The following is a 12487-nucleotide window of genomic DNA, read 5'->3' as shown; positions in this document are numbered from 1 at the left end:
CTGCGAAATTCTCTTTTTTTACGCTACAATCCCATAAATTTACCTGGCGAATAGCGGGCACGCCCAGAGTCATCATCGCCAGTGTACGTTCAACTTTCAACCAATTGATTATCATAATGAATTCCCGGGAACCGAGCTTATGAGGTATACAGTAGCCTTAACTGGCGGCATTGGCAGTGGTAAAAGCACCGTTGCGAATGCCTTTGCTGACCTCGGAATTCAGATAATTGACGCCGATATTATTGCCCGCCAGGTGGTCGAACCGGGCAAGCCTGCGCTGGATGCGATTGCGGCGCATTTTGGCCCTGAACTGATTGCCGCAGACGGCACGCTGCATCGTCGACTGCTTCGCGAACGGATTTTTGCTGATCCGCAAGAGAAGGCCTGGCTCAGTGCCTTGCTTCATCCGCTCATCCAGCAGGAGACCCAACGTCAGTTGCAACAGGCGACGTCTGCATATGTGCTGTGGGTGGTGCCATTACTGGTTGAAAACGGCCTTTATCGCCAGGCCAATCGCGTGCTCGTGGTGGATGTCACCCCCGAGACGCAGCTTGCCCGGACCATGCAGCGCGATGACGTTACGCGCGCACACGTTGAACAGATTCTCGCTGCTCAGGCGACGCGTGAAGCACGCCTTGCCGTGGCAGACGATGTTATTGATAATAATGGCGCACCAGATTCCATCATGTCGGATGTCGCCCGCCTGCACGCACGTTATCTCCAGCTTGCGTCGCAGTTTGTCTCACAGGAAAAACCGTAATGCACACCCAGGTCCTTTTTGAACACCCTCTCAATGAGAAGATGCGCACGTGGTTGCGCATTGAGTTTTTGGTTCAACAACTCTCTGCACGCTTACCGATTGCAGAGAGTTCAGATGCTCTGCATTTCTTTCGCAATGCCGGAGATTTGTTGGACGTATTCGAACGTGGTGAAGTGCGTACAGAATTACTGAAAGAGCTTGAGCGCCAGCAGCGTAAACTTCAGGCATGGACAGAAGTCCCGGGCGTCGACCAGAGCCGTATTGATGCTCTGCGCCAGCAGTTAAAAACGGCCGGCAGTATTTTGATTTCCGCGCCGCGCATGGGACAATTTTTACGTGAGGATCGGCTGATTGCCCTGGTCCGCCAGCGTCTGAGTATTCCCGGCGGTTGTTGCAGCTTTGATTTACCGACGCTGCATATCTGGCTGCATATGCCACAGGCACAGCGCGATGCGCAGGTCGATAGCTGGCTTGCCAGCCTGCACCCGCTGACTCAGGCGCTGACTCTGATCCTTGATTTAATTCGTAACTCGGCACCGTTTCGTAAACAAACCAGCCTGAACGGCTTTTATCAGGACAACGGGGAAGACGCAGACTTACTGCGCCTGCAGTTGCCGTTGGGTTTACAGCTTTATCCGCAAATTTCCGGCCACAAGAGCCGTTTTGCGATCCGTTTTATGCCGCTCGATAGCGACAATGGCGTGGTGCCTGAGCGCCTCGATTTCGAACTGGCCTGCTGTTAAGGAGTTAAGATGTCTGAGACGATCACCGTAAATTGCCCCACCTGTGGCAAAACGGTTGTATGGGGTGAAGTCAGTCCATTCCGTCCGTTTTGTTCCAAACGTTGTCAGTTGATCGATTTAGGTGAATGGGCCGCTGAAGAGAAACGCATTGCCAGCAGCAGCGATCTTTCCGACAGCGACGACTGGAGCGAAACGAAAGAGTAAACAGAGACGGTCTGGGGGATCATACGCCCCCACCGCGCATCGGCGTCGCCTCATCCGGCCTACAGGTTTTGTTTTAACTTCGCAATCACGGGCGCATTCGCCGGAGGGAAATCCTCCGCCTGCAACATCCCGGCGGCAATCCATTTTCCAGGCTGCCCCTCTTTTCCCCACGGTTCACCTTTCCAGCTTTCCACCAGCCAGAACCACAGCGTGATATGCCTGTCCGGAAACTGATACTCCAGCTTCTCGAAAAGCGTGGCACCTACCGGCGTAATGCCCACCTCTTCCTGTAGCTCGCGGCTCAGCGCCTGCTCCGGCGTCTCGCCCGCCTCAATCTTTCCGCCTGGAAATTCCAGTTTATTCGCCATATGCGCGTCGGCCGCACGCTGGGTGATAAAGATTTCGTTATACGGATTACGAATAATCCCGACCGCGATGTTCAGTTTTTTCATATTGTCGTACCCATAAAAAAGGCGCAGTTTCCTGCGCCTTCAGACATCGTTATTATGCAGATCTTAGCTCAGACGGCCGTGGCACTGTTTGTATTTTTTACCAGAACCACACGGGCACGGATCGTTACGACCTACTTTACGCTCGCCCGTTTGTGCCGCCAGATCGGCCGCCGCAGCGCTGTCGTCGTCCTGATGGCTGAGCTGTTGCATCTGCGCTAAACGCTCCGCCTCTTCACGACGCTGCTGTTCCATGGCTTCAACTTCTTCCGGCATGCGAACCTGAACTTTGCTCAGCGTACTGATCACTTCGTATTTCAGTGATTCCAGCATAGAGGCAAACATCGAGAAGGATTCGCGCTTATATTCCTGCTTCGGATCTTTTTGCGCATAGCCACGCAGATGGATACCCTGACGCAGGTAATCCATCGCCGCCAGGTGCTCTTTCCACAGGGAATCAAGCGTTTGCAGCATGACGCCTTTTTCGAAGTGACGCATCATCTCTGCGCCAACCACTTCTTCTTTGCGCTGATACACGTCGATGGCCTGCGCCAGAATACGCTCACGCAGTGTCTCTTCATGCAGTTCTGGTTCTTTATCCAGCCATTCTGCGATCGGCATCTCCAGATCGAAGTCATTTTTCAGGCGTTCCTGCAGACCCGGGATATCCCACATTTCTTCCAGAGACTGCGGCGGAATGTAAGCATCAATCGTGGCTTTGAACACGTCTTCACGAATGCTGTTGATAGTTTCACTAACGTCGCTTACATCCAACAGTTCGTTACGCTGGGTATAGATCGCACGACGCTGATCGTTGGCAACATCATCGTATTCCAGCAGTTGCTTACGAATATCGAAGTTGCGGCTTTCCACTTTACGCTGCGCGTTAGCAATCGCTTTGGTGACCCACGGGTGCTCAATGGCCTCGCCCGGTTTCATCCCCAGTTTACGCATCATGCCGGACACGCGGTCAGAGGCAAAAATACGCATCAACGCATCTTCCATTGACAGATAGAAACGCGAAGAACCCGCATCACCCTGACGACCGGAACGACCACGCAACTGGTTATCGATACGGCGAGATTCATGACGCTCAGTACCGATGATGTGCAGACCACCGGACGCCAGCACCGCTTCGTGGCGAACCTGCCAGTCGGCTTTAATCTGTGCAATCTGTTCTGGCGTTGGGTTTTCCAGCGCGGCCACTTCAGCCTGCCAGCTACCGCCCAGCACAATATCGGTACCACGACCAGCCATGTTGGTGGCGATGGTCACCGCCGCCGGGTAGCCCGCCTGCGCGACGATGGCCGCTTCGTTGGCGTGGAATTTTGCGTTCAGAACGTTGTGCTTGATGCCCGCTTTGGTCAGTTCGTTAGAAACCACTTCGGATTTCTCAATGGAGATAGTCCCCACCAGTACCGGCTGACCATTGGCGGTACGCTCTTTAATATCTTCAATAATGGCCTGAATTTTTTCCGCTTCGGTCATGTAGACCAGATCCGGCATATCTTTACGGATCATCGGACGGTTGGTCGGCACCACTACGGTATCCAGTTTATAGATTGAGCTAAATTCGAACGCTTCGGTATCTGCCGTACCGGTCATACCGGCCAGTTTTTCATACAGACGGAAGTAGTTCTGGAAGGTGATCGAGGCCAGCGTCTGGTTCTCGTTCTGGATATCCACGCCCTCTTTCGCTTCAACAGCCTGGTGCAGACCATCAGACCAGCGACGGCCCTGCATAGTACGACCGGTGTGTTCGTCAACGATGATGACTTCGCCGTCTTTTACGATGTAGTCAACGTCGCGGGTGAACAACGCGTGCGCGCGCAGCGCTGCGGTCACGTGGTGCATCAGCATAATGTTGCCCGGAGAGTACAGAGACTCGCCTTCATCCATGATGCCTTCTTTCACCAGCAGTTCTTCAATCAGTACCAGACCACGTTCAGTCAGGTTAACCTGGCGCGCTTTTTCATCCACAGAGAAGTGACCTTCACCCTGGAAGCTGTCAGAATCTTCTTTTTCCTGACGAATCAGGTGCGGGATGATTTTGTTCACTTTCTTGTACATTTCCGAGCTGTCTTCAGCCGGGCCGGAAATGATCAGCGGCGTACGCGCCTCATCGATGAGGATGGAGTCGACCTCATCCACCAGCGCATAGTGCAGTTTACGCTGTACGCGTTCTTCAGGGCTGAACGCCATGTTGTCACGCAGGTAGTCAAAGCCATATTCGTTGTTGGTGCCGTAAGTAATGTCGGCGGCGTAGGCTTCGCGCTTGGCTGGCGCAGGCATACCCGGCAGGTTGATCCCGACGGTCATACCGAGGAATTCGAACAGCGGACGGTTGTTTTCGGCGTCACGCTGCGCCAGATAGTCGTTCACGGTAACCACGTGAACACCTTTGCCGCTTAGTGCGTTCAGGTAAGCTGGCAGCGTTGCAGTCAGGGTTTTACCTTCACCGGTACGCATTTCCGCGATGCAGCGATCGTTAAGGACCATCCCACCGAGCAACTGAACGTCGAAGTGACGCATGCCGAACACGCGCTTACTGGCTTCACGTACGACAGCAAACGCTTCCGGGATTAGACTCTCCACGCTTTCGCCTTTTTCCAGACGCGCACGGAATTCACCGGTTTTCGCTTTCAGTTCGTCATCGGAGAGTTTTTCCATCTCCGGTTCCATGGCATTGATCACTGCAACCGCTTTACGCATACGACGTAACGTACGATCGTTACGGCTACCGAATACTTTCGTTAATAATTTGATTAGCATATTGAAATCTCAAACGCCCCGCGATGTGGGGTCATAATAATGTATTGAAGTTTATTGGGTTTTTTAGCTGAGGCGTTGAGGGCCGGCACGGATCCCCTGCGCCTGGCTGATCCAGGCGGGAACGGTGAATACGGCCTGAGGCGTAAAATGGGCATACGTTACGCGCGACACACTTGCCGGAGGCGTACCTTCCTGCGTCAGCATCGCGCTGAGCGTGTTCAGTAAGGCTAAATGGTGTGCCTGAAGCGGTAACGGTTCTTCAGCAACGGGCAGCGCCTGCGGTGCCATTGCGAAGGAAAGATGACGGATGACCGTACGAATAGCATGCTGATGCCAGTAATCGACGGTGAAATTGGGGCGACGATTGCTCGCTTCCAGCAGCGCCAGTTGGCTGAAATTAACTCTAACGCGCTGTTCATGGCTACTGGCTGTCGCCTTTGCCGGCGTTGTTGGCTCAACGGTATTTCCGAGCGCGGGCAAGCCAAAACTCGCCGCGACCATCCCAAATAAGAGATGCGGCCAGAAGTAGCGTCTACCTAACTGTCGCCAGCGCGTCAGTATTCCACTCACGTTATTGCCATCCCAATCGTGTTATTCAAAACGTTTTTTGCGCACAAATCTTATCATTAATGCGCAGGCACTACAGCAGTATTGATGAGAAGTTACAGGCAAAAGTGCTTAAGAAAGCAGCGTTCGCACGGCATCGCGATTCAGTACGCGAAAGAACACAACCGAAAGGCACTTTTGCCAACAGGCAGGGAAGAAAATGTCAAAAAAAACGACTGGCTTACCTGGCCGGAGAGAGTGCCAGATTAACCAGTCGAATTTATGCGACAACCTGTGTCGTTATGCCAGTACGGTCGAAGGCGCTTTGAAAGCCAGCGGCAGTTCTGCGTCGTCCTGGAAGGTCACATATTCCCAGGCTTCCTGTTTTGCCAGAACAGCCTGTAGCAGTTTGTTATTCAGCGCATGTCCGGATTTGTACGCGGTAAATGCACCGATAATGTTGTGACCACACATGAACAGGTCGCCAATGGCGTCGAGCATTTTGTGACGAACGAATTCATCTTCAAAACGCAGGCCGTCTTCGTTCAGTACGCGATAATCGTCAACAACGATGGCACAATCGAAGCTGCCGCCCAGGCACAAGCCACGGGACTGCAGATATTCGATATCACGCATGAAACCGAAAGTACGCGCGCGGCTGATCTGGCGCATGAACGCATCAGCAGAGAAATTCATCGCATAGCGCTGAGTGCTGGAGTCGATCGCCGGATGGTTAAAGTCGATGGTGAAATCCAACGTAAAACCATTGTACGGTCTGAACTCAGCCCACTTGTCGCCATCTTCGACCCGAACGGTCTCTTTGATGCGAACAAATTTCTTGGCACTGTTCAGTTCTTCAATACCGGCATCAAGCAGCAGGTAGACGAACGGAGCAGCACTGCCATCCATGATCGGGATTTCCGGAGCATCGACTTCGATAACAATGTTATCGATACCCAAACCCGCCAGAGCAGCGTTAAGGTGCTCAACGGTTGAAATCCGTACATCATGCTCATTAACCAGACATGTACAGAGCATGGTATCACGCACAGATTTGGCATCGGCCGGGAAATCTACCGGTGGATTCAAGTCGGTGCGACGATAGATGACCCCGGTGTTGGCCGGCGCAGGGCGTAATGTCAGGGTGACTTTCTTGCCGGTATGTAAACCGACACCAGTCGCCTGAACGATACGTTTAAGTGTCCTTTGTTTGATCATCGTATAATCTCGCCAAATTACCTATCCAACCGAAGTGTACTATACATTCGGTGGGCCAGTTTAGCACAAAGAGCCTCGAATCCCAAATTCCAGCCAATTCTTAATCGGCTTGCTTGCGCAGGAACGCAGGGATATCCAGATAATCCGGCTCTTTCGCGGTTTGCGGCGTATTATCGTTCACCACTTTCGCGACCGGTTTCTGCTCTTGCGTCAACGGCGCCATGCCATGCTGCTGGTAACGATCCATCACCGGCTGCTGCACCTGTTTGTTGGTGACCAGGGTGATTTCAGGACGCTTGTCCATACCGATACCGGTAGCAACAACGGTCACGCGCAACTCGTCGTTCATATCCGGGTCCAGAGAAGTACCAATCACCACGGTCGCGTTATCCGATGCAAAGGCACGGATGGTGTTACCCACGGTTTCGAACTCATCCAGACGCAGGTCGAAGCCCGCCGTGATGTTGACCAGTACGCCACGCGCGCCAGACAGATCGATATCTTCCAGCAGCGGAGAAGAGATCGCCATTTCAGCAGCTTCTTCTGCACGGTCTTCACCGCTCGCCACACCAGAGCCCATCATTGCGTAGCCCATTTCGGACATCACGGTGCGCACGTCAGCAAAGTCGACGTTCATCAGGCCCGGACGGGTAATCAGTTCCGCGATGCCCTGAACAGCGCCTTTCAGCACGTCGTTCGCCGCGCCAAACGCGTCGAGCAGGGAGATACCACGACCCAGCACTTTCAGCAGTTTGTCGTTCGGGATGGTGATCAGCGAGTCCACATGCTTGGACAGCTCAGTGATCCCCTGCTCCGCGAAAGCCATACGCTTTTTGCCTTCAAAATTGAAAGGCTTGGTCACGACCGCAACGGTCAGGATCCCTAAATCTTTAGCTACTTCAGCAACCACTGGCGCTGCACCGGTACCGGTACCGCCGCCCATGCCTGCTGCGATAAACACCATGTCTGCACCGTCAAGCGCTGCACGCAGAGCTTCACGATCTTCGTCTGCTGCATTGCGACCGACTTCCGGGTTCGCACCCGCTCCCAGACCTTTGGTAATACCACTACCGATCTGAATAGTCTGGCCAACCGCCGTCTTGCGTAACGCCTGAGCGTCGGTATTTACCGCGAAGAATTCAACACCCTCAATGCGCTCGCGCACCATGTGTTCAACGGCGTTACCGCCGCCGCCACCGACGCCGATGACTTTAATCACCGCGTCGTTGGTCAGTTCCATAGGTTCAAACATAGTTTCTCTCTCCGTTGTGCCTGTCGCCTGAGGCCGTAATTTTCGCCGGCCTCATAAAAAATTAAAACTCTTTTCGCAGCCAGCTATTAAGACGTTTAATCCAAGAGCCAACTGAAGCCGTAACACGCTTTTCTACTTCAGCTTCACCACTTAAGTGGGACTCTTTCCCGTAGTGAAGCAGCCCCACCGCCGTTGAGTAATACGGCTCCTGAGCGTAATCCGTCAGACCGGTAATATTCAGCGGCGCGCCGATACGCACTTGCGTATGGAACACGCGCTGGGCACAGGCGGCAAGACCTTCAATTTGCGCCGCGCCACCGGTCAGTACAATCCCCGCCGCCAGATGATGTTTCACACCCTGCTGGCGAAGCTGTTCCTGTAATTGCAATATCTCTTCGTTGACCAGGTTGAGCAGTTCGGTATAACGCGGCTCAATCACCTCTGCCAGCGTCTGTCGTTGCAGACTGCGCGGCGGACGCCCGCCCACGCTTGGCACTTCAACGCTTTCGTCTTTCCCGACGATGGATCCCAGCGCGCAGCCGTGGCGAACTTTAATCGCTTCGGCGTCGCTCGGCGGCGTACCGAAGGCATACGCGATGTCGCTGGTGACCACATTCCCTGCATAGGGGATCACTTTGGTGTGGCGCAACGCCCCGCCAGTATAAACGGCGATGTCCATTGTACCACCACCAATATCGACGACGCAGACGCCCAGTTCACGTTCATCTTCCGTCAAGACGGAATAACTGGCCGCCAGTCCGGCGAATATCAGTTGGTCAACTTTCAGGCCACAACGTTCCACAGCTTTAACAATGTTCTTCGCCATATCGTTGTGGCAGGTGATCAAATGCACTTTTGCCTGCATACGAACACCGGAAAGACCGACCGGGTTTTTAATCCCTTCCTGATAGTCAATCGCATATTCCTGCGGGATGACGTGCAACACACGGTGCTCATCGCGAACGCGCACTGATTTCGCGGTATGCACGACGTTTTCCACGTCTTCCTGCGTCACTTCTTCTTCCGAAATCGGCACCATGCCGATTTCATTCTGACAGCTAATGTGTTTGCCCGAAAGCGCCAGATAGACCGAGGAGATTTGGCAATCTGCCATCAGTTCTGCCTGGTCAATGGCGCGCTGTACGCATTTCACCACGGATTCGAGGTCGTTCACCCCGCCTTTATCCATCCCCCGTGATGGGCAACTGCCCACGCCAATGATATTGACCATACCGTCGGGCAGAACTTCCCCTACTAAAGCGGCGACCTTCGCGGTGCCAATCTCCAGTCCAACTACCAGTTTTCTGTCCGTCGCCTTGATCATTGTTGTTCTGCCTGTACCTGATTCTGTTGCTGATTAGATTCCTCAGGAGGCAAGGGAACCCACCCTACTGCCGCTCCTGAGTCATAACGCAAATCAACGTAGCTAATCCGTTTGCCATCGGTTTGCGCCTGCTGCTGTAAAACCGGATACAGTTCTACAAAGCGAGCCAAACGTTTCATCGTGTCACCCCTGCCAAGATTGAGCTTAATATCGTTATTAAGCGTCAACTGCCAGGAACGACGAGCGGTCATTGCCGCCTCCTTCAGGGTAAACCGGTCCTTCGCCAACACCTGCGACATGTCACGATACCCCTGCAACACTTCACTCGCGCTGCCTTCGGGGCCAGATAACATGGGTAAAACCTGCTTGCTGGTGCGATCGGCCGGCACGCTGAAGGCATTTCCTTCGGCGTCCACCATATGCTGATCATTCCAACGCGCAATCGGCACATATTCAACCAGATGAATCTTCAATTCATCGGGCCATTGCTTTCTGACGCTGGCCTGCTTGATCCACGGCAAGCGTTCGATCTGACTCTGGATGATATTCACGTCCTGGGTCATAAAGGTGCCGGGCGCACCCAGCGCCAGAATCGACTGGCGAATATCATCATTCTTCGTGTAATGGCGCTCACCGGTTAACACCAGCTTTGACAGCGGCAAACGCTGTGCATCTTCCATCCACCCCAACACCACCCAGCCGCTGACCAGCACGGTACACAGCACCGTCAGCAGGAAGAAAATACCTGCAAGACGCGTTCCATTATTGCGACGTGAGGAAGAAACCTCTTCATCACTGTTTCGCGTGTTCAGCGCAGCCTGCGACATATCAGTCCGCCAACTCCAGAATTCGTACCACCAACTGCGAGAAACTCATCCCCGCCTGACGCGCCGCCATCGGCACCAGGCTGTGGCTGGTCATACCCGGAGAGGTATTCGCTTCCAGCAGATAAAACTGGCCATCGTTATCCAGCATGACGTCAATGCGACCCCAGCCTTTACAGCCCAGGGTTGTCCATGCTTTCAGCACGACTGCCTGTAAAATATCTTCTTGCTCGCTTTCCAGACCTGCAGGGCAGAAATACTGTGTCTCATCAGACAGATACTTCGCCTCATAATCATAGAAGGTTCCGGCAGGTTGGATACGAATTGCGGGTAAAATTTCTTCACCCAGTATCGCGACCGTAAATTCCGGACCGCTGAGCCATTTCTCGATCAGAACGTCTTCATCATGCTGAAATGCCAGCGTTAATGCATCCTGTAAAGCGTCATATTCTGACACTTTCGACATTCCCACGCTGGACCCTTCACGGCTGGGCTTCACAATCAGCGGTAAACCCAGCGCAGAAATATGCTTAACCAGTTCTTCATCAAGACCTTTTTCAAACTGAGATCGCGTCAGCGCGACCCATGGCGCGACAGGTAATCCCGCCCCCTGCCACAGCAGCTTGCTGCGCAGTTTATCCATGGAGATCGCCGATGCCATCACGCCGCTGCCGGTATAAGGCAAACCAACCAGCTCCAGCAGTCCCTGTAAGGTTCCGTCTTCCCCACCACGGCCATGCAGGGCGATAAAGACTTTCTGAAAGCCCATTGATTTCAGCAGCGTCACGTCGACCTCTTTCGGGTCGACCGGATGTGCATCCACGCCACCTTCCCGTAATCCGGCCAACACTGCTGCGCCGGAATTCAGCGACACATCACGTTCAGCAGAGGTACCGCCCAGCAGGACCGCGATTTTATCAGCCATGTTGTTCGTCCTCCTGAATTTGCGGCTTCAGTTTGATTTCGGCTAAGGAACGCGCGATTTTGCCGATATTTCCCGCGCCCTGTACCAGAATCAAATCGTTGCCGGTTAATACCGGTGCCAGCATTTCTGCGACCTGCGCCGGATCGGAAACCAGAATCGGGTCGATTTTACCGCGACCACGAATAGTGCGGCACAGTGAACGGCTGTCCGCTCCTGGAATCGGCGCTTCACCCGCTGCGTAGACATCCAGCATCAGCAACGCATCAACCTGGGTCAGCACGTTGGCAAAGTCGTCATACAGATCACGCGTACGCGTGAAACGGTGTGGCTGAAACAGCATCACCAGATTTTTGTCCGGCCATCCCGCCCGCGCCGCTTTAATGGTCGCATCCACTTCCGTCGGGTGATGCCCGTAATCATCCACCAGCATTGCCGTACCGGCTTTACCGTTCACCGGCTCGAGCGGGTACTCACCGAGGAAGTCGAAGCGCCGCCCGGTCCCCTGGAAGCTTTCCAACGCACGCAGGATCGCATCGTCTGCAATACCTTCTTCCGTCGCAACTGCCACGGCCGCCGCCGCGTTCAGGGCGTTATGGCGACCTGGCGCATTCAACGTGACGCGCAGGTCTTGCATCCCCTGGCGCAGCAGGGTGAAGTGCCCTTGCGGGCCCACCTGCTGATAATCTTCGACGCGAACGTCTGCGTCATCGCTAAAGCCATAAGTAGTGGTCTGACGGCCCACACGCGGCAAGAGCTCGCGTATCACCGGATCGTCAACACACATCACCGCACGACCATAAAACGGTAGGTTGTGCAGGAAATTAATAAACGTCTGCTTTAAATTTTCGAAATCGCCATGGTAGGTATCCATGTGGTCGGCTTCGATGTTGGTGACAATCGCCACCATCGGCTGCAGATGAAGGAATGACGCGTCGCTCTCATCCGCTTCCGCAATTAAGTAACGGCTATGGCCCAGACGCGCATGCACACCTGCCGCTTTCACCAGACCGCCGTTAACGAAAGTGGGATCCAGTCCCGCTTCCGCGTAAATACTGGAGACCATCGCGGTGGTGGTCGTTTTACCGTGCGTCCCGGCAATCGCGATGCCATGACGAAAACGCATCAGCTCCGCCAGCATCTCCGCGCGGCGGATCACTGGGATGCGCGCTTCATGCGCCGCCACAATCTCCGGGTTATCAGCCGAGATGGCGCTGGAGACCACAACCACACTCGCATCACGCACGTTTTCCGGGCGATGGTTGAAATAAATCGTTGCTCCCAGGTTCGTCAACTGCTGCGTCACCGGGTTAGGCGCTAAATCTGAACCACTGATCTGATACCCTTCATTGGCCAGAACTTCGGCAATACCGCCCATCCCGGCACCACCGATGCCGACAAAGTGGATGTGCCGAACGCGACGCATTTCGGGCACGATAGAACGCAGTTTTGCCAGTTGTTGTGTATTCATTC

General features: G+C 54.0%; 12 protein-coding genes. 3 read left to right on the top strand and 9 right to left on the bottom strand.

The window, feature by feature from the left end:
• Positions 1-139: 139 nt before the first annotated feature.
• Genes coaE through yacG form a run of 3 tightly spaced genes read left to right on the top strand, consistent with a single transcriptional unit; the run spans position 140 to position 1707 of the window.
• Complete coding sequence (coaE, locus tag HVZ37_RS04495; RefSeq protein WP_044267409.1) at positions 140-760, top strand: dephospho-CoA kinase; 621 nt, start codon at positions 140-142, stop codon at positions 758-760.
• Positions 760-1503 carry a cell division protein ZapD gene (zapD, locus tag HVZ37_RS04490; protein ID WP_042997926.1) on the top strand — a complete coding sequence of 248 codons (744 nt, stop codon included), beginning with the start codon at positions 760-762 and terminating at the stop codon, positions 1501-1503. The genes coaE and zapD overlap by 1 nt, the downstream gene beginning before the upstream one ends.
• Before the next feature lie 9 nt (positions 1504-1512).
• Entirely contained in the window at positions 1513-1707 is a 195-nt protein-coding gene (gene yacG / locus HVZ37_RS04485; RefSeq protein WP_042997927.1) for a DNA gyrase inhibitor YacG, read from the top strand.
• 59 nt (positions 1708-1766) lie between these two features.
• Here yacG and mutT read toward each other — a convergent pair whose 3' ends face one another.
• The 9 genes from mutT to murC all read right to left on the bottom strand — a co-directional run bounded on the left by mutT (position 1767) and on the right by murC (position 12485).
• Positions 1767-2159 carry an 8-oxo-dGTP diphosphatase MutT gene (gene mutT / locus HVZ37_RS04480; RefSeq protein ID WP_044255459.1) on the bottom strand — a complete coding sequence of 131 codons (393 nt, stop codon included), beginning with the start codon at positions 2157-2159 and terminating at the stop codon, positions 1767-1769.
• 63 nt (positions 2160-2222) lie between these two features.
• On the bottom strand, positions 2223-4928 hold the full coding sequence (gene secA, locus HVZ37_RS04475) for a preprotein translocase subunit SecA (RefSeq protein ID WP_042997929.1): 2706 nt from the start codon (positions 4926-4928) through the stop codon (positions 2223-2225).
• Between the two features lie 63 nt (positions 4929-4991).
• Positions 4992-5498, bottom strand: a complete 507-nt coding sequence (gene secM, locus HVZ37_RS04470; RefSeq protein ID WP_042997930.1) for a secA translation cis-regulator SecM — start codon at positions 5496-5498, stop codon at positions 4992-4994.
• Positions 5499-5774: 276 nt separating this feature from the next.
• A complete protein-coding gene (gene lpxC, locus HVZ37_RS04465; protein WP_000595473.1) occupies positions 5775-6692 on the bottom strand; it encodes a UDP-3-O-acyl-N-acetylglucosamine deacetylase in 918 nt (305 codons plus the stop codon).
• Positions 6693-6792: 100 nt separating this feature from the next.
• Positions 6793-7944 (bottom strand): cell division protein FtsZ, encoded by a 1152-nt coding sequence (gene ftsZ / locus HVZ37_RS04460; RefSeq protein WP_004857884.1) that lies wholly within the window; start codon positions 7942-7944, stop codon positions 6793-6795.
• A 61-nt stretch (positions 7945-8005) separates the two neighbouring features.
• Positions 8006-9268: a cell division protein FtsA gene (gene ftsA, locus HVZ37_RS04455; protein WP_003018755.1), complete on the bottom strand. Its 1263-nt coding sequence runs from the start codon at positions 9266-9268 to the stop codon at positions 8006-8008.
• Positions 9265-10095 (bottom strand): cell division protein FtsQ, encoded by an 831-nt coding sequence (ftsQ, locus tag HVZ37_RS04450; protein WP_042997932.1) that lies wholly within the window; start codon positions 10093-10095, stop codon positions 9265-9267. Before ftsQ ends, ftsA begins: the two co-directional genes overlap by 4 nt.
• Position 10096: 1 nt before the next feature.
• Positions 10097-11017, bottom strand: a complete 921-nt coding sequence (locus tag HVZ37_RS04445; protein ID WP_181628140.1) for a D-alanine--D-alanine ligase — start codon at positions 11015-11017, stop codon at positions 10097-10099.
• Positions 11010-12485 (bottom strand): UDP-N-acetylmuramate--L-alanine ligase, encoded by a 1476-nt coding sequence (gene murC / locus HVZ37_RS04440; protein WP_042997934.1) that lies wholly within the window; start codon positions 12483-12485, stop codon positions 11010-11012. Before murC ends, HVZ37_RS04445 begins: the two co-directional genes overlap by 8 nt.
• Between the last annotated feature and the right edge of the window lie 2 nt (positions 12486-12487).

The organism is Citrobacter sp. RHB35-C17, from assembly GCF_013816795.1.
In the GTDB taxonomy this organism is placed as follows: Bacteria; Pseudomonadota; Gammaproteobacteria; order Enterobacterales; family Enterobacteriaceae; genus Citrobacter_A; species Citrobacter_A amalonaticus.
This window is presented reverse-complemented; position numbering and strand designations above follow the sequence as displayed.